This is a genomic window from Georgenia yuyongxinii (genome assembly GCF_006352065.1).
Taxonomy (GTDB): Bacteria; Actinomycetota; Actinomycetes; order Actinomycetales; family Actinomycetaceae; genus Georgenia; species Georgenia yuyongxinii.
In genome coordinates this window covers 2,321,347-2,344,175 of record NZ_CP040915.1, presented here as the reverse complement: position 1 = coordinate 2,344,175, position 22,829 = coordinate 2,321,347, and the positions used below count along the sequence as shown (strand labels likewise).

Annotated in this window: 24 protein-coding genes and 1 pseudogene; 13 read left to right on the top strand and 12 right to left on the bottom strand. The window is 70.6% G+C overall.

The window, feature by feature from the left end:
- Positions 1-57: 57 nt before the first annotated feature.
- The 3 genes from FE374_RS10630 to FE374_RS10620 form a co-directional block, all read right to left on the bottom strand.
- A complete protein-coding gene (locus FE374_RS10630; RefSeq protein WP_139928915.1) occupies positions 58-1,371 on the bottom strand; it encodes an anaerobic C4-dicarboxylate transporter in 1,314 nt (437 codons plus the stop codon).
- A gap of 162 nt (positions 1,372-1,533) precedes the next feature.
- Positions 1,534-2,343 carry an ABC transporter permease gene (locus tag FE374_RS10625; RefSeq protein ID WP_139928913.1) on the bottom strand — a complete coding sequence of 270 codons (810 nt, stop codon included), beginning with the start codon at positions 2,341-2,343 and terminating at the stop codon, positions 1,534-1,536.
- Entirely contained in the window at positions 2,340-3,470 is a 1,131-nt protein-coding gene (locus tag FE374_RS10620) for an ATP-binding cassette domain-containing protein (RefSeq protein WP_139928911.1), read from the bottom strand. The genes FE374_RS10625 and FE374_RS10620 overlap by 4 nt, the downstream gene beginning before the upstream one ends.
- Positions 3,471-3,998: 528 nt before the next feature.
- Here FE374_RS10620 and FE374_RS10615 point away from each other — a divergent pair.
- The 6 genes from FE374_RS10615 to FE374_RS20085 all read left to right on the top strand — a co-directional run bounded on the left by FE374_RS10615 (position 3,999) and on the right by FE374_RS20085 (position 8,383).
- On the top strand, positions 3,999-4,472 hold the full coding sequence (locus FE374_RS10615) for an OsmC family protein (protein WP_139928909.1): 474 nt from the start codon (positions 3,999-4,001) through the stop codon (positions 4,470-4,472).
- A 168-nt stretch (positions 4,473-4,640) separates the two neighbouring features.
- Positions 4,641-5,222: an isopentenyl-diphosphate Delta-isomerase gene (gene idi, locus FE374_RS10610; RefSeq protein ID WP_230978251.1), complete on the top strand. Its 582-nt coding sequence runs from the start codon at positions 4,641-4,643 to the stop codon at positions 5,220-5,222.
- Between the two features lie 91 nt (positions 5,223-5,313).
- Entirely contained in the window at positions 5,314-5,748 is a 435-nt protein-coding gene (locus FE374_RS10605; RefSeq protein WP_139928907.1) for an SRPBCC domain-containing protein, read from the top strand.
- Between the two features lie 95 nt (positions 5,749-5,843).
- Positions 5,844-6,818, top strand: coding sequence for an aldo/keto reductase (locus tag FE374_RS10600; protein WP_139928905.1), 975 nt, complete (start codon positions 5,844-5,846; stop codon positions 6,816-6,818).
- A gap of 111 nt (positions 6,819-6,929) precedes the next feature.
- Entirely contained in the window at positions 6,930-7,112 is a 183-nt protein-coding gene (locus FE374_RS10595; RefSeq protein ID WP_139928903.1) for a type II toxin-antitoxin system VapB family antitoxin, read from the top strand.
- A gap of 230 nt (positions 7,113-7,342) precedes the next feature.
- A complete protein-coding gene (locus tag FE374_RS20085; protein ID WP_139928901.1) occupies positions 7,343-8,383 on the top strand; it encodes a cyclic nucleotide-binding domain-containing protein in 1,041 nt (346 codons plus the stop codon).
- 36 nt (positions 8,384-8,419) lie between these two features.
- Here the strand turns inward: FE374_RS20085 and FE374_RS10585 are convergent, their stop codons facing one another.
- Both FE374_RS10585 and FE374_RS10580 read right to left on the bottom strand, forming a co-directional pair.
- Entirely contained in the window at positions 8,420-9,040 is a 621-nt protein-coding gene (locus tag FE374_RS10585) for a nucleoside deaminase (protein ID WP_139928900.1), read from the bottom strand.
- Between the two features lie 59 nt (positions 9,041-9,099).
- A complete protein-coding gene (locus tag FE374_RS10580) occupies positions 9,100-9,591 on the bottom strand; it encodes a nucleoside deaminase (RefSeq protein ID WP_139928896.1) in 492 nt (163 codons plus the stop codon).
- A 124-nt stretch (positions 9,592-9,715) separates the two neighbouring features.
- On the opposite strand from FE374_RS10580, the gene FE374_RS10575 reads away from it, so the two are divergent.
- The gene (locus FE374_RS10575) at positions 9,716-10,126 is read left to right on the top strand and encodes a PPOX class F420-dependent oxidoreductase (RefSeq protein ID WP_139928895.1); all 411 of its coding nucleotides are present in this window, start codon (positions 9,716-9,718) and stop codon (positions 10,124-10,126) included.
- A gap of 86 nt (positions 10,127-10,212) precedes the next feature.
- Here FE374_RS10575 and uraH read toward each other — a convergent pair whose 3' ends face one another.
- The gene (uraH, locus tag FE374_RS10570; RefSeq protein ID WP_139928890.1) at positions 10,213-10,551 is read right to left on the bottom strand and encodes a hydroxyisourate hydrolase; all 339 of its coding nucleotides are present in this window, start codon (positions 10,549-10,551) and stop codon (positions 10,213-10,215) included.
- Positions 10,552-10,736: 185 nt separating this feature from the next.
- Here uraH and FE374_RS10565 point away from each other — a divergent pair, with 185 nt between their 5' ends.
- From FE374_RS10565 to FE374_RS10550, 4 genes are all read left to right on the top strand, one after another.
- Positions 10,737-11,942 (top strand): S8 family peptidase, encoded by a 1,206-nt coding sequence (locus FE374_RS10565; protein WP_139928889.1) that lies wholly within the window; start codon positions 10,737-10,739, stop codon positions 11,940-11,942.
- Between the two features lie 87 nt (positions 11,943-12,029).
- The gene (locus FE374_RS10560; protein WP_139928888.1) at positions 12,030-12,650 is read left to right on the top strand and encodes a helix-turn-helix domain-containing protein; all 621 of its coding nucleotides are present in this window, start codon (positions 12,030-12,032) and stop codon (positions 12,648-12,650) included.
- Positions 12,651-12,752: 102 nt separating this feature from the next.
- The gene (gene lpdA, locus FE374_RS10555) at positions 12,753-14,138 is read left to right on the top strand and encodes a dihydrolipoyl dehydrogenase (protein WP_139928887.1); all 1,386 of its coding nucleotides are present in this window, start codon (positions 12,753-12,755) and stop codon (positions 14,136-14,138) included.
- A gap of 182 nt (positions 14,139-14,320) precedes the next feature.
- On the top strand, positions 14,321-15,625 hold the full coding sequence (locus tag FE374_RS10550; RefSeq protein ID WP_139928885.1) for a tyrosine-type recombinase/integrase: 1,305 nt from the start codon (positions 14,321-14,323) through the stop codon (positions 15,623-15,625).
- A 77-nt stretch (positions 15,626-15,702) separates the two neighbouring features.
- Here FE374_RS10550 and FE374_RS20080 read toward each other — a convergent pair whose 3' ends face one another.
- The 4 genes and pseudogenes from FE374_RS20080 to FE374_RS10530 all read right to left on the bottom strand — a co-directional run bounded on the left by FE374_RS20080 (position 15,703) and on the right by FE374_RS10530 (position 17,909).
- Positions 15,703-15,885 (bottom strand): excisionase family DNA-binding protein, encoded by a 183-nt coding sequence (locus FE374_RS20080; RefSeq protein ID WP_139931535.1) that lies wholly within the window; start codon positions 15,883-15,885, stop codon positions 15,703-15,705.
- A 461-nt stretch (positions 15,886-16,346) separates the two neighbouring features.
- A complete protein-coding gene (locus FE374_RS10540) occupies positions 16,347-16,925 on the bottom strand; it encodes a dihydrofolate reductase family protein (protein ID WP_139928883.1) in 579 nt (192 codons plus the stop codon).
- A 67-nt stretch (positions 16,926-16,992) separates the two neighbouring features.
- A pseudogene (locus tag FE374_RS20400) lies at positions 16,993-17,554 on the bottom strand (AraC family transcriptional regulator); the annotation flags it as partial.
- A complete protein-coding gene (locus tag FE374_RS10530) occupies positions 17,553-17,909 on the bottom strand; it encodes an iron chaperone (protein ID WP_139928880.1) in 357 nt (118 codons plus the stop codon). The gene FE374_RS10530 and the pseudogene FE374_RS20400, both read right to left, overlap by 2 nt.
- 439 nt (positions 17,910-18,348) lie before the next feature.
- Here FE374_RS10530 and FE374_RS10525 point away from each other — a divergent pair, with 439 nt between their 5' ends.
- Positions 18,349-18,927: a GrpB family protein gene (locus FE374_RS10525; RefSeq protein WP_230978249.1), complete on the top strand. Its 579-nt coding sequence runs from the start codon at positions 18,349-18,351 to the stop codon at positions 18,925-18,927.
- Positions 18,928-18,939: 12 nt separating this feature from the next.
- On the opposite strand, the gene FE374_RS10520 is transcribed toward FE374_RS10525, so the two are convergent.
- Together FE374_RS10520 and FE374_RS10515 are read right to left on the bottom strand one after the other, a co-directional pair.
- Positions 18,940-19,164, bottom strand: coding sequence for a hypothetical protein (locus FE374_RS10520; protein ID WP_139928877.1), 225 nt, complete (start codon positions 19,162-19,164; stop codon positions 18,940-18,942).
- Between the two features lie 329 nt (positions 19,165-19,493).
- Positions 19,494-21,563 (bottom strand): transcriptional regulator, encoded by a 2,070-nt coding sequence (locus FE374_RS10515; RefSeq protein WP_139928875.1) that lies wholly within the window; start codon positions 21,561-21,563, stop codon positions 19,494-19,496.
- Between the two features lie 145 nt (positions 21,564-21,708).
- Between FE374_RS10515 and FE374_RS10510 the strand changes: the two genes are divergently transcribed.
- Complete coding sequence (locus FE374_RS10510; protein ID WP_139928873.1) at positions 21,709-22,578, top strand: alpha/beta fold hydrolase; 870 nt, start codon at positions 21,709-21,711, stop codon at positions 22,576-22,578.
- Positions 22,579-22,829: the final 251 nt, after the last annotated feature.

The window sequence follows — 22,829 nt, the reverse complement described above, 5'->3', positions numbered from 1 at the left end:
GCCCCTGTGCGGGCGAGGGCGCCGCCCGAGCGGGGAACCGTCAGCGGCGCGGCGAGCTCAGAGGATGACCGACCCGAACGCGAACCCCAGGCACACCGCGATGGCGATGTTCAGGGTTCCCGGGAGCAGGAACGGGTGGTTGAAGACGAACCGCCCGATGCGGGTGGTGCCGGTGTCGTCCATCTCCACCGCGGCGAGGAGCGTGGGGTAGGTCGGCAGCACGAACAGGGCCGAGACGGCTGCGAAGGAGGCCACCGCCGTCAGCGGTGCGATGCCGATGGCCAGCGCTGTCGGCACGAGCGCCTTGGCGGTGGCGGCCTGGGAGTACAGCAGCGCGGAGGCGAAGGCCAGGACGACGGCGAGCGCCCACGGCTGGGAGGCGAGGAGGTCACCTGCCACCCTCATGATCGCCTCCTCGTTCGCGGAGACGAACGTCGTCCCGAGCCATGCGACGCCGAGCACGCAGATGCTCGCGCTCATCCCCGCCTTGAACGTGGAGGCGCCGAGGATGTCCTGGGTGGGCACCTTGCACGCGAGCACGATCACCGCGGCGGTGGCGAGCATGAAGGCGATGATCGCGGCGTCGCGCTCCATCACTGGCTCGGCGACGAGGCCCACCTTGTCGCTGATGAGGGTGGCGTAGGTCATCACCCCGAGCAGGCCGATGAGGAAGATTGCCACCGACCGCCGCCCGCCCGGCTTGATCTCGCGGTCCTGGCGTCCCGCCACGGCCACTTCACCGGTGGCCCAGCGCCGCTGGAACTCCGAGTGCGTGCTCAGCTCGCTGGTGCCGCGCAGGCGGTCCAGCCCCATCATGAGCGCCGCGGTGGCCATGCAGGCGAGGAAGGTCGAGGGCACCACCACAGCGAGGAGCTCGAGGTAGTCCACCCCGTGCGGCTCCATGGCGCCGGCGAAGAACACCACGGCGGCGGAGATCGGGGACGCCGTGATGGCCATCTGCGACGCGACGACGGCGACCGACAGCGGCCGCGACGGGCGGATGTTGTTCTCCTTGGCCACCTCGGTGATCACCGGCAGGGTGGAGAAGGCGGTGTGCCCCGTGCCCGCCATGAAGGTCATGAGGTAGGTGACCATCGGCGCCAGGAACGTCAGGTAGCGCGGGTTGCGCCGCAGGAACCGGTCCGCGAGGTCGACGAGGTAGTCCATGCCGCCGGCCACCTGCATGGCGGCGATCGCCGCAATCACGCTCATGATGATGGAGATGACGTCCAGCGGCATCGCCCCGGGCGAGACGCCGAGCAGGGCGAGGACGAGGACGCCCAGGCCGCCGGCGAAACCGATGGCGATCCCGCCCAGTCGCGCGCCCACGAAGATGGCGGCCAGGACGACGGCGAGCTGAAGGGCGATCATCTGGGCCTCCCATGGGCGGAGGGGCCCGGGGCCCCGCGGTCGACCTCCATGGTGGGGGACCGGACCGACCCGACGAACGGGACCAAGGGCCGCCCGGTGCGCCACCACAGGAGCGGCAGGGGCGTCCTGCCCCCGGTCAGGGCCAGCGCGAGGTGAGCGACGTCACCGGCTGGCGGACCGCTTGTACTGCCACGTCGCCAGCGGCACGAACACTGCGAGGATGAGCACCGTCCAGAGGATCGTGTACAGCTCGGGGTTCTGCAGAGCCCAGGACGTCGGCTCGGGGGCGTTCGGGTCCGGGTTCGGGTTGCCGAAGAGGTCGCGGGCGGCCTGCGTCACGGCGGAGACCGGGTTCCACTCGGCGAAGGTCTGCAGCGGCGGGGGCAGCGTCTCGATCGGCACGAAGGTGTTGGCGACGAACGTCAACGGGAAGATCACGATGAACGCGGCGTTGTTCACCACCTCGGGCGTGGGCACGAGCATGCCGATCCACGCCATGATCCACGAGATCGCGAAGGCGAAGACCAGGAGCAGGGCGAAGCCGAGCAGTGCCTCGGGCACCGACGTGCGGATCCGCCAGCCCACGACCAGCCCCGTCAGGCCCATGACGATCAGTACGAGGATGTTGTTGACCACGTCGGACAGGGTGCGGCCGACCAGTACCGCCGAGGAGCTCATGGGCAGGGACCGGAACCGGTCGATGATGCCCTTCTTGATGTCGTCGGCCAGGCCCGCCCCGGTGATGGTTGCCCCGAACACGACGGTCTGGGCGAAGATCCCGGCGATGAGGAACTCCCGGTACGCCGCCCCGCCGTCCTCCGGGGCGATCGCCCCACCGAAGACATAGGCGAAGAGCAGCACGAACATGATCGGCTGGATGGTGGTGAAGACGAGCAGGTCGGGCACCCGCTTGATCTTGATGAGGTTGCGCTTGGCCACCACGTAGCCGTCCCGCACTCCGGTCAAGGTCATCGCTGCGCCTCTCCGTCCGGTCCGGCGTGCCGGCCGCGCGAGGCCCCGGCCGTAGCGGTCCGCTCGCCCCGCCGTCCGTCGCTCGGCTGCCCGGCGCCCCGGTGCTCACCCCCAGGCTGGTCGCCGCGTCCTTGCCCGCCGGACCTGCTCTCGCCTGGCTGCGACCCGCTGTCGGCCCCGGCCCCCTCCTCGGCAGCGTGCCCCGTCAGGGCGAGGAAGACGTCGTCGAGGGTGGGGCGGCGGATGCCGATGTCGTCGACCGACACGCGTGCGTCGTCCAGCCGGTGCAGGGCGTCCACGAGCGGGCCGGTGCCGCCGGAGACCGGCAGGACGAGCAACCTGGCGCGCTCGTCCAGCGTGGCCGGGGCGAGGGCGAGCGGCGCGAGCAGCTCGTGGGCGGCGCCGAGCTGATCGGCGTTGGAGACGACCACCTCGAGCCGCTCCCCGCCGACCTGGGCCTTCAGCTCGTCGGTCGTGCCCTGGGCGATGAGGCGGCCGCGGTCGATCACGACGATCTCGTCGGCCAGGGCATCGGCCTCGTCGAGGTACTGGGTGGTCAGCAGCACCGTGCTGCCCCCGGTGACCAGGTTCTGGATGACCTCCCACATGTCCAGGCGCGAGCGGGGGTCCAGACCAGTGGTGGGTTCGTCCAGGAACAGCACCGGCGGGTTCGCCACGAGCGCCCCCGCCAGGTCGAGCCGACGGCGCATGCCACCGGAGTAGGTCTTGGCGGGGCGGTCCCCGGCGTCGTCGAGGCGGAACTGCACCAGCAGCTCGCGTGCCCGCTCCCGGCTCTTCCGGCGGTCCAGATGGTAGAGCTGGCCGATCATGTCGAGGTTCTCGAAGCCGGTGAGGTACTCGTCGACCGCGGCGTACTGACCGGAGAGCCCGATGCGCTCGCGCACCTTGCGGGACTCGCGCAGCACGTCGGCGCCGGCCACCGTGGCGGTGCCCGAGTCGGGGCGCAGCAGAGTGGTGAGGATCCGGATGCAGGTGGTCTTCCCCGCCCCGTTCGGCCCGAGCAGCCCGAGCACGGTGCCCGTGGACACGTTCAGGTCCATGCCCTCGAGCGCCAGGACCTCGCCGTACCGCTTGGTCAGCCCGGACGCCTGGATCGCGAATCCCATGTGGCAAGACGCTACGCGCGGGCGGTGACACTGCCTAGGCAATTTGCACAAACCCGGCATCGTCGACGTCCGTGGCGGACCGGCCGCCTCATGGTCGCGGCCCCGCCTACAACATCTTGCCGGCTTGCGCGAGCGAACCACGGGCGGTCGGGTCAACCGCTCGGCATGTGAGACGCGGTGCGCTGGGATCTCGGGGCCTGGCCCGCCGCTGCACGGGACGGGCGGTGGCTCCTAGCGTTTCCCGCATGCCGCCCGTTCCGGGCGGACCGGATCGAGCCGGAGGGAGGCCGCCGTGATCGTTCGCCACGCCGCCGCAGCGGCCACGACCGCCGACCTCCGCCGCCGGCCTCCCGGGACGCGAATGCGCCGGCGCGCGGGGACGCCCGCGGCCTGAGCCGCCCGGACCGCTCACGGTCCCGCCCCGTGCGCCGTGTCCCGCCGGCGACGCGTGCCGTCACCGCGCCGCCGCCCTGCGCCCGGCCGATCGGTCGCGTGCGCCGTGCTCACCCCACTGCGAAGAGGACCACCATGACCACCACCAGCATCGACACCCAGCCCCAGCTCGCCAGCTTCGACGTCTCCGGCGTCTGGCAGGGCGGGCTCAACACCCGGGTCGAGGCCCGGCAGTTCACCCTCGTGGTCGACGAGCCGCCGGCCATCGGCGGGGCGGACGAGGGCGCCAACCCGATCGAGTACGTCCTGGCCTCCCTCAGCGGTTGCCTGACGGTGGTTGTCCGGACGGTCGCCGCCGAGCTGTCGCTCGAGGTCGGCGCCGTGGAGACCAAGGCCTCCGGCACGCTCGACCTGCGCGGGTTCCTCGGCACCGCGGACGTCTCCCCGCACTTCCAGCACCTCGATCTGGGGATCACCCTCAGCACCACCGCGACGCCGGAGCAGCTCGCCGAGCTGCAGACCCTGGTGGCGGCGCGCTGCCCGCTGCTCAACCTGATCAAGGACGCGGGCGTCGACGTCCGCGAGACCTGGGACGTCCGCGACGCATGACAGCCGCGCGGTGCCGGCCGGACGTCGGCCGGCACCGCGCCCGGCGTCGGTGCCGTCTCCGTGCCCGACGGCGGTGCCGTCTCCGTGCCCGACGGCGCACCGGGCTAGGCTCGCGGGACCACGGACCGCACGGGGCGGTCCGCCGCGCATCCAAGGGGACCGACCCACGTGACCGACCTGGACCGACCCGGCGCGCCCGCACGCCCCGACGAGCTGGGCCACCCGGAACACGTGGTGCTGCTCGACGACGAGGGCCGCGCCGTCGGCTCGGCCGACAAGGCGGCGGTCCACACCGCCAGTACCCCGTTGCACCTGGCGTTCTCCTGCCATGTCTTCGACGACGCCGGACGTGTCCTGGTCAGCCGCCGCGCGCTGTCCAAGCTCACCTGGCCGGGCGTGTGGACCAATGCCTTCTGCGGGCACCCGGCACCGGGTGAGCGGCCCGAGGACGCGGTGACTCGGCGCGGCCGGTTCGAGCTCGGCCTGGAGATCACGGGCCTGGAGATGGTGCTCCCGGACTTCCGCTACCGCGCCGTGGACGCCTCCGGCATCGTCGAGAACGAGATGTGCCCCGTCTACGCCGCCCGGCTCCTCGACGGTCCCGAGCCGGAGCCGAGCGAGGTGGCCGAGGTGGCCTGGGTGGCGCCGGCCGACCTGCTTGCGGCCGTCACGGCTGCCCCGTGGGCGTTCAGCCCCTGGCTCGTGCTCCAGCTCTCCGACCCGCGTCTGGCCGCCCGGTTCGCGCGCTGACGCGCTGACGGCGCGAGAGCGCCAACCTCATGCGACTTGCCCGGGCCCGGCACGGGGACGACCCTTGGAGACGACCGACGGAGGGCCACTCATGACCGATTACGTCTCTCGATCCACCACCGACGTCGCCGCGCTGCCGCACACCGTCTGGTCCGCCCTGGTGAACCCGGAGCTGGCCAGCACCTACATGTTCGGCAGCACCGTTGCCAGCGACTTCCAGCCCGGCAGCCCGATCACCTTCCGCGGGGAGTACGAGGGCCGCAGCTTTGAGGACCACGGCGAGATCCTCGAGGCCGACGAGCCGCGCCTGCTGCGGTACACGCACTACAGCCCCCTGAGCGGGCAGCCGGACGTGCCGGAGAGCTACCACACGTTGACCTTCACGCTCGAGGAGTCCGCGCGCGGGACCCGGGTCACACTCACCCAGGACAACAACCCGAGCCAGGGGGCCGCCGACCACTCCACCGCGAACTGGGAGCGGGTGCTGGAGGCGCTGCGGGTCACCGCGGAACGGCTCGGTGGCTGACGCAACCCGCCACCCCGCCCCTTGTGACGTGCGACCTTGTGGGCCCCCCGGGTCGCTGACTGAAATAGACGGATCCCGTCGATAAGGTCGGCCACATGGAGTATGCGCGTCTGGGCCGGTCCGGCCTCACGGTTTCTGTCGTCGGCCTCGGCTGCAACAATCTCGGCCGGGCCAACGCCCCCACCGAGACCGCAGAGGGCACGACTGCCGTCGTCCACGCCGCCCTCGACGCCGGGATCACCTTGTTCGACACCGCCGACAACTACGGCACCACACCGGGCATGAGCGAGGAGCTGCTGGGCCGGGCGCTGGGCAGCCGCCGCGGCGACGTCGTCGTGGCGACGAAGTTCGGCATGGACGTGCGCGGCGCCAACGGGCCCGACTACGGCGCGCGCGGCTCCCGCCGGTACATCGTCACCGCCGTGGAGGCGTCGCTGCGGCGCCTGGGCACCGACTGGATCGACCTGTACCAGTTCCACACCCCCGATCCGCTGACCCCGATCGAGGAGACCCTCGACGCGCTGGACGACCTCGTCAGCTCCGGCAAGGTCCGCTACATCGGCCACTCCAACCGCGCCGGCTGGCAGATCGCCGACGCGGAGCACGTGGCCCGCGAGATGGGCACAACACGGTTCATCTCGGCGCAGAACCACTACAATCTCCTCGACCGCCGCGCCGAGCTCGAGGTGCTCCCGGCCGCCGAGCACTACGGCCTGGGCGTCCTCCCGTACTTTCCGCTCGCCAACGGCCTGCTCACCGGGAAGTACGGGCACGGCGCCGCCCCCGAGGGCAGCCGGCTGTCCTACTCCAAGCAGCAGCTGCTGGCGCAGACGGACTTCGAGCAGCTGGCCCGGTTCTCCGCGTACGCGCGCGCCCGGGACCTCACCGAGGTCGACGTCGCCTTCTCCTGGCTGGCCGCGCAGCCCGCGGTCGCCTCGGTCATCGCCGGCGCCACCCGGCCCGAGCAGGTCGCCCAGAACGCGCACGCCGCCCGGTGGCAGCCGACGGCGCAGGACCTGGCCGAGCTCGACGAGATCTTCCCGCCCGCACGCAAGGTCGCCCTGTTCTAGTAGGTCGGCGGTGACGCCGCCGCGGGGTGGCGATGCGGTTGCCCCCGCCGCGGCGTAGCGTGACTGGTCCGACCCCCGTCCGGTCTGCTGCTTGACAAGTGGAGGGCCTCGTTGCGCATCACCGTCTCGCTCGACGGCGAGCTGCTCAAGCAGGCGGCCGTCCTCACGGGGATCACCGAGACGTCCCGCCTGCTGCGGGAGGCGCTCCAGGCTCTGGTCGAGCGGGAGACGCCGGCGCCCCCCGAGATCGACGCCGAGGTCGACGCCGTCGTCGACGCCCCCGAGGGGGAGTGAGCCGCTGAACCGACGGAGGAGCCATGATCCAGGAGGACCTGCCCGACGACGACCCCGGCTGGCTCACCACGCCCCGCTGAGCTCGCGGGCCGCCGCTGCCGAGACACGCGGGCGCACTGGACCGGGCGCGGTCGGTTCCGAAAGGGCGTAGCGGGTGCTCACCGGCTCGTGTTGAATGGCGAGCACCCGAACCGGCGCAGGCCGCGTCCGGCGACCAACGGAGGCCGAGGATGCGCGTCGAGTCCCACCTGGTGTCCCTGTCCTGGATCCCTTCGGAGTCCGTCTCCGGCTGGCTGCGGCGCGGCTTCGACGTCGGGCTGGCCCACTACGACGTCCCGCCGCTCGACCGCCTGCCGAGCCTGGACGCGGTGCAGCAGCTCCGCGCCGACGACCGGTTCCGGTTCGCGAATGTCCTGACGGCATGGGCGGAGTTCGACGACGACGGCACGCCCACCGCCTGGGCGTACGGCGAGGACTCCGGCGTCGTCATGGGGTCGACGACCGTGCGGGTGGCCTCGGTCGGGGCCACGTTCGGCGGCTACTCCCTGCCCACCCTCCAGCAGGAGCCGGTGGTCGAGCCGGGCATCGTGCACTTCACCCAGACCGTCGGTGGACGCACGGGGGTCCCGCTGCCCCGCCCGGTCCCGCACGCCCCGTTCGTGATGTGGCAGGCCCCGATCGTGTGGACGACCCTGGCGCTCACCCTGCGTTCCGACGGCAGTACGGATATCGCCATGCCGGGCGCCAGCGCGTTCCCCCGGCACTGGGTGTACGGGCCCGACGGCACCTTGTCCCTCAAGAGCGGGCTCACCGACCAGGAAGGCTGGATGGCGCACTCCTTCGGCCCCCGCACGCCCTGGGGCGATCAGGACTCCGAGGCCGTGGTGGCCGAGGCGGAGAGCGCGGTCGAGCGGCAGGTCTCGGGCGGGATCATGCGCGCCGGGCACACCCCGGAGATTCGCCGGCTGCCCGCGGGCACGGTCGTCACCCGCCAGGGCGAGGTGGGCGAGGCGATCTACCTGGTGCTCGACGGCGTCCTCACCGTGGAGCACGATGGCAAGCAGCTCGCCCAGGTCGGCGCCGGCGCGGTCCTGGGGGAGCGGGCCGTGCTCGAAGGCGGCAGGCGCACCGCCACGCTGCTGGCGCTGACACCGGTGCGCCTGGCCGTGGCGCGCAGCGACGAGCTGGACCTGGAGAAGCTCCGCGCCGTGGCCGAGCTGCACCACCGGGAGGACACGCCGTCGGACGCGGCCGCGCCGGTGGCGGAGTAGACACCGAGCAGACCCGCAGTAAAACCAGGCCTCGGGTCACACGTTCGTGCCGGTGCCGCGGGCGTTGTAGACGGCCGCCTCCCCGCTCGCGACCGCCTCGCCGTACTGACGGAAGACCTCCAGGGCCTCCTCGCGCCGCACGTCGCGAACCACCTCGATGCCCCGGCTGCGGAACTGCTCGGCCCAGTCCTCGCGCATCGGGCCCTCGTCGAACGAGGTGAGGCGCTCCACCTCCGGCCCATCGCCCGCGATGAGCAGGCTCGACACCCCCGACCACAGCACGGCGCCGTAGCACTGGGTGCACGGCCGCCAGTTGACCACGAGCTGGTGGGCCGGCATGCCCGGGCCACCCAGGTCCCAGCTGCCCAGCGCCGTCTGCGCCAGGCACAGGGCCATGACCTCCGCGTGCGTGACCGACAGGTTAGACGCGATGACCTGATTGACGCCGACCGAGACCACCCGCCCCGTCTCGGACTCGACGACGGCGGCCGCGAACGGCCCCCCACCGCCCTCGCGGAAGTTGCGGGCCGCCAGCAGGTTCACCAGGCCGACCCGGTCCTCCGCCGAGCCGAGCGAGGCCGGCAGGCGTGCGACCTCCTCGAGCACCCACCCGGGGATCGCGGCCGAGAAGCCGGTGGCGATGTGTGAGACGTCCATGTCCACTCCTTGTGCGTCGTCGTCCTGTCGTGTCCGCGTGGGTCGTCGTCCTGTCGTGTCTAGCCGCCGTCGCCGTCGCGCGTGTGCAGCCGGACGTGGAGGTCGCGCACCTGCTCGGCCAGCTTGGGCACCGGGCCCTCCACGATCACGTCCGGCGCGACGGCGTTGACCGGCAGGGTCCGTACGGGCGGGGCGGGCACGCCGAGCTCGGCCAGCCACTGCCCGAGCTGCGCCGAGCTGGCGGCGTAGACGATCCGGCCCAGGCCGACCCAGGCGTGCGCGGCGGCGCACATCGGGCAGTGCTCGCCCGACGTGTACACCGTCGCGCCGGCCCGCTCGGCGGGGGTGAGGTGGGCCGCTGCCCACTGCGCGAGTGCGAGCTCGGGGTGGCGGGTCCGGTCCCCGCCGGCGACGCGGTTGCGGTCCTCGGCGAGCGCGACGCCGTCGGCGCCCACCAGCACGGAGCCGAACGGCTCGTCGCCCGCAGCCAACGCCTCCTCCGCCAGCTCGACGCAACGGCTCAGATGACGCAGCTCCGCCTCGTCGATCACACCCAGACCTCCTCGTCCCGTATGCCCGCTTCGCCCATCCTGCCCGATCGGGCCGAGCCCGACGGCGGAACGCGGCGCACGCACGCTGGTACCGTCCGGAACGAACCGCCGAGAGGACGCCGCCGTGCCCAGACCACCCCTGCCCGCCGATGTCGCAACGATGCTCGCCCGGCCCAACCACGCCACCATCGCCACGGCCCGGGCCGACGGCCACCCCGTCTCCGTGCCCACCTGGTACCTCTACGAGGACGGTCAGGTCCTGGTCAACATGGATGCCGGACGACGGCGCCTCGCCCATCTGCGCGCCGACCCGCGCGTGAGCCTCAGCGCGATGGATCCCGCGGCGTGGACCACGCACGTGAGCATCCTCGGCACGGTGGCGGAGATGCAGGACGACGCCGACCTGGCCGACATCGACCGGATCTCCCGGCACTACACCGGTCACCCGTACCCCGTGCGCGACAAGCCACGGGTCAGCGCCTGGATCCGGATCGAGCGCTGGCACGCGTGGGGTGCGCTGAAGAACGCGCGCTGACGCAGCGGCGCGGCTACGGACGCCGCGCCTATCGCCGCGCCTTCGAGCACACGCCTACCACCGCGCCCCGGCGGGCCCGCGCCGGCTCAGCTGCCGCGGTAGGTGGTGTACGCGAACGGGCTCAGCAGGAGCGGGACGTGGTAGTGCGCCGCGGCGTCACCCAGCAGGAAGGTGACCGTCACCTCCGGGTAGAAACCCACCTGCGCGGTGGCGTCGAAGTAGTGGTCAGTGTCGAAGACGACGCGGTACACGCCCTCGGGCAGGTGCGCGGGGCCGAGGTCGCTCGCGCGACCGTCCTCGTCGGTCGTGGCGGCCGCGACCGGCTCCCAGCCGTCCTCGGTAACGTGCTCCAGCCGAACAGGAACACCCTCCGCCGGCCGGCCCAGGGCGGCGTCGAGCACATGGGTGGTCACATGGCTGCTCATCTGTTCCTCCGCCCCACCGCCGGGTTGCTCGTCCGGGTTGCTCGTCCGGGTCAAAGGTAGCGACCGTGCCGCGGTCCGGTCCTGCAGACGACTGGCCCGGGGCGCCGGCCATCGGCGCCGTCCGGCGGGTCGGAGGCGGCGTTGTCAGTGGTCTCTGGTTGGCTCCGGATGTCGGAGGGGGAGACATGGACGGCACCTACTGCATCCTGCGTGAGACCGGTGAGTACCCGTCGGCGGGACCGTTCGCGCGGCCGCGGACGCCCGGGCCAACCGTCCTGGGTGAGGCCGGCGTGACGCTGGCCGCACCGGCGGTCGACGTGGCACGGCTCAGCAAGTCCGAGCTCGGCGAGGTGGCCCGGGACCCGGCTGTTCGGGCGTTCGCGCCGGTCATGCCGACCCGGCTGATCTTCCCCGTGGCCGAGCAGGCGGTCGACAGGTCACCCGGGCCGAGCACCTGGGGTGTGCGAGCCGTCGGCGCGGACGTCTCACCGCGCACCGGCGCCGGCGTGACCGTCGCCGTCCTGGACACGGGGATCGACGCCGCCCACCCCGCCTTCGCCGGAGTCGACCTCGTGCAACGCGACTTCGCCGGTACCGGCGACGGTGACCACCAGGGTCACGGCACCCACTGCGCGGGCACGATCTTCGGCCGAGACGTCGACGGCACCCGCATCGGGGTGGCTCCTGGGGTGAGCACGGCGCTGGCGGGCAAGGTCCTGCGCGACGACGGCGCCGGCGACTCCACCATGCTCTTTCACGGGCTGCAGTGGGCGGTTCAGGAGGGCGCACACGTCATCTCCCTGTCCGTCGGGTTCGACTTCCCGGGCATGGTCGCCCGGCACGTGGCCGACGGGTGGCCCGCCGACCTGGCCACCTCCGCAGCGTTGGAGGCCTACCGCGCCAACCTGCGCATGTTCGACGCGCTGATGGAGCTGGTACGCAGCCAGGCCGCCTTCGGTCACGGCACGGTCGTCGTCGCTGCCGCGGGCAACGAGAGCCGGCGCACCGTCGACCCGACCTACGAGATCGGCGTCTCGCTCCCGGCCGCGGCCGACGGGGTGGTGTCCGTGGGCGCGCTCGAGCAGTCGCAGGCAGGGCTGACGGTCGCGCGGTTCTCCAACACGTTCCCGCAGGTCGCCGCGCCGGGCGTGGACGTGGTCTCTGCCCGGGCCGGGGGCGGACTGACCTCGCTGAGCGGCACGAGCATGGCGACGCCGCACGTGGCCGGGGTCGCGGCGCTGTGGTGGGAGGAGGTGCTCGCGTCACCCTTGCCGCCGACCGCGGGTACCGTCACCGCCCGGCTGCTCGCGCATGCCCGGACGGACGTGATCGCGGCCGGGGTGGACGTGGCCGACCGTGGGGTGGGGCTGGTGCGAGCACCCGGTGCATGAGGGTCACAGCTGTCGGAAAGGTCACTCAAGGGGAACACGATGCCGTTGCCATCCGTTGGTCATGACGTGAAGCGCTCTTCAGACTCATTGCCCCCGAATTCTCTCGCTCATCTTGCCGCGAGGCACGAGGGCACCGTCGCAGACCTTGACGCCGCAGCCGCCGTCGACGCTGCAGCCGACGACGGTGGGCGCCGGCTCCGGTCGGCGGTGCAGCGCGGCGAGCCCAGCCGCCGCCTCGCCGAGACGCTCGATCTCGTCGAGGAGACGGCGGCGGTGAGCCGGTCGCAGAAGCAGATCTACGCCACGATTGAAGGGCTTACGGGACTCCGCTTCGGCGAGCTGCAGGCACTCTCCGCCGTCGCCGATGGTGCGGCCCACTACCGCGCCGTCGCCCGGGCCACTGGCCAGGCCGATCCCGCCGCGGAGGCCACGTGCGCCGTCCTCGAGCGCAAGGGCCTGCTCGCCCGCCACGCGCACCCGGAGGCTGCGCGCAACACCGGCGAGGCCACGCTCGTCCACGTCACGGCGGCGGGCACGGTGGCTCTGCAGCAGGCCGAGGCCCTGCGGGTGCGGCTGATCGACAGCGTGCTGGCCACTTTGGACGCTGAGGACACGGATCGGCTGCGGACCATCGTCAGCCGGGTCAACGATGCGGCGGCGCCCCGCCGCCTGCCTGCGATCGCCGGGCTGATCACGCGATCAGCCTGACGACGCAGACGGCACGGGCCCAGCCAGGACCAGAGCGTCCGGGCGGTCTCGTCCTGTGTGGAAGGTGTGCGCCGTGCTCGGCGGCGTCCTAGTCTGCCAAGGGTGAGCGCACACCACGATGTCGTTGTCCTCGGTGCCGGCCCCGGCGGCTACGTCGCCGCCATCCGCGCCGCCCAGCTCGGCCTGAACGTCGCCGTCGTGGAGGAGAAGTACTGGGGCGGGGTGTGCCTGAACGTCGGCTGCATCCCCTCCAAGGCGCTCCTGCGCAACGCCGAGCTCGCCCACCTCTTCACCCACCAGAAGAAGGACTTCGGCATCTCGGGGGAGGCGACCTTCGATTTCGGGGCGGCTTACGACCGCAGCCGCGCGGTGGCCGACGGCCGCGTCAAGGGCGTCCACTTCCTCATGAAGAAGAACAAGATCACCGAATACGACGGCCGCGGTGAGTTCGTCGACGACCACACCCTGACCGTGAACGGCGAGACGGTCTCGTTCGACCACGCGATCATTGCCACCGGCTCCACCGTGCGGCTGCTGCCCGGTGTCGAGCTGAGCGAGAACGTGGTCACCTACGAGGAGCAGATCCTCACCCGCGAGCTGCCCGGCTCCATCGTGATCGTCGGCGCCGGCGCCATCGGCATGGAGTTCGGCTACGTGCTGCGCAACTTCGGTGTCGAGGTGACGATCGTGGAGTTCCTCGACCGGGCGCTGCCCAACGAGGACGTCGAGGTCTCCAAGGAGATCACCAAGGCGTACAAGAAGCTCGGCGTCCCGATCCTGACCTCCACCAAGGTTGAGACCGTGCGCGACGACGGCAGCGCGGTGACCGTGACCTACACCGGCAAGGACGGCTCGCCCGGCGAGCTGACGGCCGACAAGGTGCTCATGTCCATCGGGTTCGCCCCCCGGGTGGACGGGTACGGGCTTGAGCGCACCGGGGTGGCGGTCACCGAGCGGGGCGCCATCGGCATCGACGACCGGATGCGCACCTCGGTGCCGCACATCTACGCCATCGGTGACGTCACGGCCAAGTTGCAGCTCGCGCACGTGGCCGAGGCGCAGGGAGTCGTGGCGGCCGAGACCATCGCCGGCGCGGAGACCATGGAGCTCGGCGACTACCGGATGATGCCGCGCGCCACGTTCTGCCAGCCGCAGGTGGCCAGCTTCGGGCTCACCGAGCAGCAGGCGAAGGACGAGGGCTACGACGTCAAGGTGGCCAAGTTCCCCTTCACCGCCAACGGCAAGGCGCACGGCCTTGGGGACCCGACCGGGTTCGTCAAGCTCGTCGCCGACGCGAAGTACGGCGAGCTTCTCGGCGGGCACCTCATCGGCCCGGACGTCTCCGAGCTGCTGCCCGAGCTCACGCTCGCCCAGAAGTGGGACCTCACCGCCGCCGAGCTGGCCCGGAACGTCCATACCCACCCCACGCTCAGCGAGGCGCTGCAGGAGGCGTTTCACGGCCTGACGGGACACATGATCAACTTTTAGTCGGTCGCCCGGCCGTTGTCGGCCGTTAAGCCTGGTCAGAGGCCCGGAGCCGCGGAATCTAGCGGATTCGGGCCTCTTCATGTCTCGGGGAGAGGTGGACACCTAGAGACATGAGAGGCCCCAAAAGGCCATCCGCTATGGCACGGGGATGGCACGACGGGCACGAACCAGGAGGTACGAAGATGAGCGAGACGACGGCGGCGCGGCAGCATCGCGAGGCGTGGGGGAGTCTGCGGAGAGTGCCCTCGAAGCGGTGGCAGGCCCGCTACAACGGGCCCGACGGCAAGCTGTACTCGGCGCGGACCGAGGACGACAGGCCACTGACGTTCCTCACCAAGGGGGACGCCCGCGCGTGGCTCAACCGAACGCACGCGTCCATCAGCAGAGGGGAGTGGGAGCCGCCGGCCGAAGCCGCGCGCCGGCAGCGGGAGGAGGCCGAGGCGGCAGCGGTTCGGGACGTCACGTTCGGGGACTACGCCGAGCAGTGGCTGGAGCGCGCTGAGCGTGAGCCCGGCAAGGGCGGCAGGATGCGGAAGCCGGGGACGCTGATGATGTACAGGGGCCGGGTCAAGAGCTACCTGCTCGAGCCGCTCGGCGACGTGAAGGTGCGGGAGATCGACGCCGAGCGGCTCCGCAACCTGGCCAGGGATCTCGCCGCGCTCCCGTCGGTGCTGCGGCCGAACGCGAAGCACAACGGTGTCGCCGGGGACGCGATCGACGTGCTGAAGATGATCCTGCGGGCCGCCGTGCGCGACGGCATCCTGGCGAAGGTGCCCGACGTGGCGACGCCGGCCCGCAAGTCTGTCCGCCACGACCTGGACCACACGCCCGAGGACGATGTCGCGACGCCGAGCCAGGTGGACCAGCTGTACGGCGCTCTCCCGCAGCCGTGGAGCATCGCGGTGTTGCTCAGCGTGTGGTGCCAGCTCCGGCGCGGTGAGGTGCTCGGCCTCCAGCGGCGGGACATCGTCTGGAACCACGACCGGACCGCGGCGACACTGTACGTGCGCCGGCAGAAGAACGGCTCGACGGGCGACCTCACCGACCCCAAGTCCGAGAAGGGCATCCGGTCGATGGCGGTCCCGCCCCTCATCGTCGAGCGACTGCGCGAGCACCTCGACACGCGCGTGGCCGCCGAACCGGCGGCCCCGGTGGTGCCGATCAAGGAGAAGGGCCTCAAGCACATGTCGGCCACCCGGTGGAACCAGGTCTGGACCGATCACCGTGAGCTGGTTCCCGGCCTGCCGGATGGCTACCGATTCCACGACCTGCGGCACACGGGCCTCACGCGCTTCGCGCAGGAAGGCGCCACACTCGCCGAGCTCATGCGGCGCGGCGGCCACGCCGACATCAACGTGGTGCTGCGCTACCAGAAGGCGACGATGGCGCGGGACATCGACCTGGCAGCACGGATGAGTGCGACGGTGCTCGACGAGCTTCAGCGGACCGAGAAGGCGAAGACGAAGCCCTCGGACGAGGCCGTCTGACACACCAGCTCCGCACAGCGCAGGGAGCGTCCACGGCCATCGCCGTGGACGCTCCCGTTCTCGGCCAGGTCCAGCGCTCAGCGAGCACCACGCACAGTCGGGATCGCGACGAGCAAGCGCTCGGTGACCTCCTCAAGGTCGACACGCACGAGGCGGCCGATGCGATAGCCAGTGATGGAGCCGTCCGCGATCCGCCGACGCAGCGTCTTGGTGGACACGTTCAAGCGCGCTGCGGCGTCGCTGAGCGGGACAAGCTGGATGTTCGTGCGGGGCGGGAGTTGCTGGGGGCCATGTCGTCTCCGATCGGGTCGACGCGCTTGCCATTCAGGTGTGCGGATCCCGCCGTGCACGGCAAGGTCGGGACGGGCGTCGCTCGGAAGCCCGCCGAGCTGGCAAGGCCCGGTCACCGCGGTGGGCGTGAGTCACGCCCACCGTTCGCTTCTGCAGGGGTGGTCGCCTCAGCGAAGGGCTTGTCGACAACGATGCGTCGGGGGAGCACACCATCGCTGTCAGAGCCCTGCCACCGCAGGCCGGTCGAGCTGTCCATGCCTCCACGATGGCGGCTGCACGTACCCCTTTCTGTCCCCCTGGCCGCGTCCTCCCAGCGTCCCCCCGAGGGGAGACACGGCAACAGCACAGGTCACGGCGCGTCCCCCTTCACGACCGTCAGAAATTCATCGATCTATGTAAGGGATCTGCTTTGTGCCTCGGCGACGGTCGGTCAACGGCGCACCCGATAGCGCAGGTGAAGCACCCGGTTGCCCTGAATCACGTCAGGATCCTCCAACAGGTGCTGCGCGTGGACCGACCCGAAGTAGCGCTTGCCGGACCCGGACACGACGGGTACGACGTCCATGCGCACCTCGTCGACCAGACCTGCGGCAAGCACCTGGCCACCGACGTCGCCAGCGGCGACCTCGACGATGCGGTCACCCGCGAGCTCTTGCGCCTTGGCCATGGCTGCCTCGACGCCGTCGACGAAGTGAAACGGCGCCGCGGGGTCCCAGCCCTCGGGCGGCGGCCGGTGTGTGACGACGACAACGTGGTCGATCCCGCTCGGAGGCTTCCCATCCCAGCCGTCCGTCAGGTCGAAGACGTGGCGGCCGACGAGTGTCGCCCCGATCTGGTCCCAGTACGGCCGGGTGTAGTCGTAGGACGTCTGCGACACCGTCACCTCGCCGCTCTCGTCCAACGGGACGTCACCGCTGGACAACCAGTCGAACAGCGGCCCGGGCTGGTCATTCTCGTCCGCGACGAAGCCGTCCACCGACACCGAGCCGTACATGACCACCTTGCCCACGGGACTCTCCTCTGCTTTGAGGTGCCCTCAGATTACGGTGTCGTGAGCCGTCGTTCTCGTGAGAATGTCAATCGGCCGGCAGCGGCCAGCGTCCAGCGCATGGCTGGGATGTTCTCGGCGGAACCGCCGCCGGACTTCGACGTACGGGGTCGACCGTAGCCCGGTGAACGCCCGGAACTCGTGACCGAAGTGGGCCTGGTCGAAGTAGCCTGCGCCACCGCTGCGGTCGCCCCAGCCGCGTCAGCTCATCCTCGAGCACCGTCAGCATCTTGAGCGGTCCGTCCGCCGTGGCCAGCCGGTCCCGGAGCCCAGCATGGCGGACCGGCCCGCAAAACTGCTCGACCGTCACCGGCCGGTCGCACAGTTCGGCCGCGGGCACCGGCAGGAACAGAGCCAGCCCCCACGGCTTGAAGTGCACGCCGACGGACCGGGTCCGGAGTGGATAGCCGAAACTCCAACGCGTGGATGGGCATGGTGACCACGCAGCCGTCGGCGTACTGGGCCGTCTCGATGTCGGTGCCGGCGAGGATGCGGAACGGCGCCCCGAGGTTGACGATGAGCACCGGCGACGGCATCGGCGGCAGCGTCAGCCGGCATTGTGAAGAGCCTGAAAGACAGGCTAAGCCGTCAGGCTCCGGCGTCCTTTCGCGACGCCCGTGCCAGCCGTTCGACGAGGTCGTCGGGGATCGGTTTTCGCGGCGAGAAGGTGATGCCGGTCTTGGTCGCCTTGAGGCCGGCCGCCGCGATTTCTTCGGCGTGTTCGGAGATGGCGCCTGGAAGGAGATACAGCCCGCACTGTTTGCTGAACGCCGCATAGCCCGCGACGACCGAGCCGCCGATCCTGAAGCCCGGCATGTTGTAAGCCACGATCTCCTCCGCTTCCGGCAGAGCGCGGGCCAGTACCGCGCGCAACCGTTTCAGCGAGGGCTGGAAGGGCTCGGGCGCCGCGGCAATGTAGGCGTCGTGGTCAGCTATCGTCGCCATGGCTGCGTCCTCATCTGATTGTTTTCAAGGTTTCGTCCCATCCTGCCGAAATCGGCTTCCATTGTCCGGGCGGTGTCCGCATCGCGGAGCCCGCGTCTCCCACTGTGTGCAGATCCGAGACCTAGTCTAGGACGCGGCGCGTACCTCGCTGAGAACCACGAAGAGGAGCAGATGATGGCCAGCCTGAGCGAGTTCGCCCGTAAAGGCGCTAGTGGACCCCATGGGTCGTGGCGAAAAGAGCAACAATGCGTCCGCACATTTGTCGCGAGCGGCAGAGGATGGGCTCTCGGAAGAACCATGACACCAATCTGCAGGTGCGGAGATGCGGACCGCTTTTGCGGTCACGTGACTCGCGTTTCCAGCGCGAGCGTGCCTTCGTCGGTAGGTTGGCAGCGACGGGAGTTCGTGGGCCGGGAGTTGGCTGAGTAGCCTCATGCCGGTGGGCGAATCTCGTAGGTTCCGCGTGCGGCGTCGGGACGATGTGACCGCAACTGAACTCGTTGGCGGCGTGGAGAAGCGCGAGCTGTTCCTTGCCGCATACGACCCGGCGTGGGCGAGCAAGTACGCCGTGCATGAGGCTCGTGTGCGAGCCGCGGTGGGGAGTGCCGCGGTCGCGGTCGAGCACATCGGATCTACGTCGGTTCCTGGTCTCGCCGCTAAGCCGATCATCGACATCTTGGTCACGGTGGCCGATATCACCGCGGAAGAGGATTACCTCGAACCGTTGCTCGCATCGGGCTATGAGATGCGCGTTCGCGAGCCGGGTCATCGAATGGTTCGTACCGAGCAGCGCGATGTGCACGTCCACATCCTCGAGCTCGAGGACCCAGCTGCTGGCGACTATCTGCTTCTGCGGGACCACCTGCGGATCGACCAGGCGGACCGCGAGCTCTACGAGGCCACCAAGCGCGATCTGACGAGACGCGATTGGCCCGACATGAACGCATACGCCGATGCAAAGACTGCGGTCATCGACGAGATCAAGGGACGCGCCCGTTCTCGGCTCGCCAGGAGCTAGTGGGCATGTGCGTTAGTTCGTCGGGGGCGGCCAAGTCCAGAAAGTGGGGTCGGCCAGGTAGTGCCCGCAGGCGGTGTCGAGGGCGTCTTCGGCGGTGCCGGCGCCCTGGCCGGTGGGTAGGGAGGAGTCCTTGTAGTCCGCGTGGCTGACGCGGTAGATCGCGAAGCCCCAGTTGTTGGCGTAGCCGCCGTCGCACAGCCGCATCGGGAGGACGTCCCCGTCGGGCAGGACCGCCACGACGTAGGCGAAGCCGTGTGGCCGTTTGGGAACGACCTGCCGCCCGTTGGGTCATTCCCTGGCGGCGCTGCCCGCGTCGGATGGCGTCGAGCTGCCGCTCGGGAGAGCCCGGTGACTGTGGCGAGGTCGGCGTACCGGACTCCGGCCGAGAGGGTCTCGCGGACGGCAGTGTTGCGGGCGTCGATCGCCTCGTCGAGGTACTGCGGCACCCGGGCCACAGCTGGCCGGCGCGCACCGGCTGTTCCCGGCCGCGTCGGGTGAGGACGAGGGCGGGAACATTCTTCCAGCGACACCGCCGGCGGTCCGGATGACGAGGACCGCGGTTGAGGTCAGGATTGCCACCAGGCCGGCGCACGCGGGTCGGGGCGGTAGGCGCAGTACGTGCCGGTGTGGATCGCGTGGCTAAGGTGCTCGCCGAGCGGGGGGTCGTGTTCACCGATCCGGGCCATTGCTTGCCGGATCGCACGGGTTACGGCGGCACGAGCGCGTTCGGATGCGGACGCGGCTCGTCGGTCGCGACCTCCGAGGCCGAACGCGCGTGCGAGCTCTCGTACGAGGAAGTCGCGTTCGGCATCTGCCTGAGCTAGCCGCTCGGCGTCTCCGATGGCGCGCGCTTGGTCGATGTCGTCCTCGATCTCGGTGAGGCGTCGGCGGTAGGCGTCCTTGGCTCGGGCATCGAGAAGCTCGCCCGCATCGCCGAGCGCGGAGTGCGGCAGGGTGGCACATTGACTGCTATCTGCCCGAGGATCTCGGCGGGCCTCGGCGGCGACGAGATCCAGCACGTGATACTCCCGGCCGGATTCGGCGAGGAGCCGAGCGAGGTACCGCATGCCCTTGAGGTCACGCAGGCGGACGGTGCGCCCATCGAAGCTCACGGTCCAGTAGTCCCCGTCGCGACGAAAGACGTTGACGCTCTCCGCCGGCTGCTCATCGGCAGCATGCTGGCGCTCGGCGTGCTCTGGTGGGGACAGCGAAGGCGCGGCGGCGATCCCGTCGAGGATCGTGCGGGCCGCTTCGAGCTCCAAGAACGCCCGGTGCTCGCTACCGCGGACGGCATGGACCTTGGCCAGGTCCATACGTGCGCGCGCCGCCTCGTAGGGGGCGCCGACCTCGTTCCACAGGCGCACCGCTTCGGAGACGCACTCTTCGGCGCCGGCGGCATCGCCGTCGGCGAGTCGTACCCTTCCGCGAGCGAGGATCGCGCCGGCGACCAAGGCCTTATTGTCGTATCGGGCTGCCACCAGCGCCAGCTCGTCGGCGGCCGACCGAGCCCGGCCCATGTCACCGGCCGCGATCTCGATCTCGACCTGCGCCTCGAGCAGCGGTGCGCGCTGCAGATCGGTGCTCGGTGGTCGCTCCTTCGAGGGCACTCGGACGGGGCGTTCGAGGGCATCTCGTATGGACTCGGCCGCGGTGGCCGCGGCCCCCTGGGCCAGGCGTACCAGCGCCAGACCCGGTTGGGGATCCCACCCGGCGCGATGTGCGGCGAGCAGCGCCTCCTCAGCGCCCTCTATGTCCGCCTTGTGCAGGCGAATCCGGCCGAGCTCGTTCAGCGGCCAACCGAGCTCACGGCGCAGGTAGGGACGCAGCTCCTCGCAGGCCATCAACGCCTGCCTCTCCGCCTCGCCGCACGACCCGCGGAGACGCAGGATCTCCGCGCGGTGAACCCGGCAGCGTCCGTGGACGCTGCCGACGGCGTTTGTCTGGCACCACCGCTCCATCGCCTCGGTCCACTCCTCGGCCAGGTCGTACTGGGCGAGGCCCTGCAGGGCGCACACGAGCTCGCAGTAGACGACCCCGGTCGAGAGCGGATCGAGGTCTCCGGAGACGGCCGCCACCCCCGCCTGGTCGAGCAGGGCTAGCCCCTGCTGAACGTGGCCGTCCAGGATGAGAAGCCGGCCCTCGGCCACCCCGCCGATGGCGGATGCCGCGAGGTCTCGCCTCGAACCGATCTCGATGGCTGCCCGGGCCCACCCTCGCGCGCCGGTGAGGTCTCCGGTGAGCATCCGCTCGTTGGCGCGGACGGCCGCGAACCACGCGTGCGCAGGTGCTTCCTCTTGCCCTTCGAGAAGCCGTTCGGCGCGTGCCAGCCAGCCCCGCACCGGTGCCATCAGAGCGGTGTCGAAGAGCAGGTGCATCGCGACCCGAACGGCGGCCCCTGCGGCCGCGACCACCTCACCGCTCTGCATGTACGCCGCGTGAGCGCGTTCCCACGCCTCGATCGTCGTGTCGAGGGAGCCAGCCGCGTACGCGACCTCGCCGAGCAACGCCAGGTCGTTGGGCGCCAGGGGGTTGTCCGCGTCGGCGCCCACGAGCAAGTCGAACGCCTCGTGCCAGTCACTCACCGCCGCGGCCGAACGCGCTCGCTCGAGCGTGCCATGACTGGCGACGTCGCTCATCGCGCCTCCTGTCCGTGACCGGTCAGGGGCAGGGGTAGTTGAGCCCCACCGGAACCGTGGAAGTTACCGCGGTAACAGTGTTGCTCACGCCCTCAGTGTGAAGCCACCAGACCTCGCCACGGCGAGGGCGGACCGAGGAGGACCCATGGAAAGCACGACCGCAGATCCCACGGCGGAAGCGACGCACCGGAACCTCGGGAATGTCCCGCGGTCAGGCACCGTCAGCACCAACGGTCAGGAGCTCTACTACGAGATCCACGGAGCCGGTCCTCCACTCGTCCTGGTGATGGGGATCGGTTACGACTCCTCGCTGTGGACGCTGGAACAGGTCCCCGCGCTCTCCACCCGGTTCAGCGTCATCCTCATCGACAACCGCGACGCCGGCCGCAGCTCTAGAGCCGACCACCCGTACACCATTGCGGACATGGCTGACGACGTCGTCGGGCTGCTCGATGCGATCGACGTACGCCGCACCCACCTGCTGGGCCTGTCGATGGGCAGCATGATCGCGATGGAGTTCGCACAGCGGCACGCCGACCGCCTCGACCGCCTGGTCCTCGCCGGTCCTGCTGCAGCTCCCGGCCGCAGCGTCGTCGACCCGATCTCGATCTGGAACTGGGTCAAAGCCAACGACCCGGGCGGCGAGGTGTTCGCGGGTCAGCAGTTCACCTGGCTGTTCTCCTGGGCGTTCCTCCGCAACCAGCAGGCGGTCCAGGAAACGGCCGTCCTGCTTGCGAGCAATCCTAACCCCGTCGGTCCCGAGGCCTACGAGCGTCAGGCACGGGCATACCTGCAGTTCGACACCTCCGATCGGCTCGGCCGCATCAACGTGCCCACCCTTGTCATCGTCGGCGAGCAGGACCTCCTGACGCCGCCGTGGGTCGCGCGCGAGGTGGCCGACGGGATCCCCCGAGCCCGATTCCAGATCGTCACGGGCAACGGTTCCTCACACGTGCTGCCACTAGAGCGCCCCGACGACTTCAACCAACTCGTGATGGAGTTCTTGGCCGAGTGACGTCGTTGGTGATGGTGTCGAACTCGTTGATCCTCAGAACACGCTAGTGGCCGTCCGCGTTAGTTCGTCGGGGGTCCAGGCCAGGCGGTGGGTTGAGCCACGTCCCAGATCAGCTCCATGCCCACCACTCAACGGTATGTAGTACACGCAAGGCGATCATCTGGGGTGAGGGCGCGTCCCGAAAGGCGATCCGGTGCTGGTCGCGCTACGCGTGACGATCCCCTAACGGCCACGAGATCCTCGGGGGGCTC

Coding starts and splice junctions, on each gene's coding strand:
- FE374_RS10630 (WP_139928915.1), bottom strand. CDS start 1,371: ATGATCGCCCTTCAGCTCGCCGTCGTCCTGGCCGCCATCTTCGTGGGC.
- FE374_RS10625 (WP_139928913.1), bottom strand. CDS start 2,343: ATGACCTTGACCGGAGTGCGGGACGGCTACGTGGTGGCCAAGCGCAAC.
- FE374_RS10620 (WP_139928911.1), bottom strand. CDS start 3,470: ATGGGATTCGCGATCCAGGCGTCCGGGCTGACCAAGCGGTACGGCGAG.
- FE374_RS10615 (WP_139928909.1), top strand. CDS start 3,999: ATGACCACCACCAGCATCGACACCCAGCCCCAGCTCGCCAGCTTCGAC.
- FE374_RS10605 (WP_139928907.1), top strand. CDS start 5,314: ATGACCGATTACGTCTCTCGATCCACCACCGACGTCGCCGCGCTGCCG.
- FE374_RS10600 (WP_139928905.1), top strand. CDS start 5,844: ATGGAGTATGCGCGTCTGGGCCGGTCCGGCCTCACGGTTTCTGTCGTC.
- FE374_RS20085 (WP_139928901.1), top strand. CDS start 7,343: ATGCGCGTCGAGTCCCACCTGGTGTCCCTGTCCTGGATCCCTTCGGAG.
- FE374_RS10585 (WP_139928900.1), bottom strand. CDS start 9,040: ATGGACGTCTCACACATCGCCACCGGCTTCTCGGCCGCGATCCCCGGG.
- uraH (WP_139928890.1), bottom strand. CDS start 10,551: ATGAGCAGCCATGTGACCACCCATGTGCTCGACGCCGCCCTGGGCCGG.
- FE374_RS10565 (WP_139928889.1), top strand. CDS start 10,737: ATGGACGGCACCTACTGCATCCTGCGTGAGACCGGTGAGTACCCGTCG.
- FE374_RS10550 (WP_139928885.1), top strand. CDS start 14,321: ATGAGCGAGACGACGGCGGCGCGGCAGCATCGCGAGGCGTGGGGGAGT.
- FE374_RS10530 (WP_139928880.1), bottom strand. CDS start 17,909: ATGGCGACGATAGCTGACCACGACGCCTACATTGCCGCGGCGCCCGAG.
- FE374_RS10515 (WP_139928875.1), bottom strand. CDS start 21,563: ATGAGCGACGTCGCCAGTCATGGCACGCTCGAGCGAGCGCGTTCGGCC.
- FE374_RS10510 (WP_139928873.1), top strand. CDS start 21,709: ATGGAAAGCACGACCGCAGATCCCACGGCGGAAGCGACGCACCGGAAC.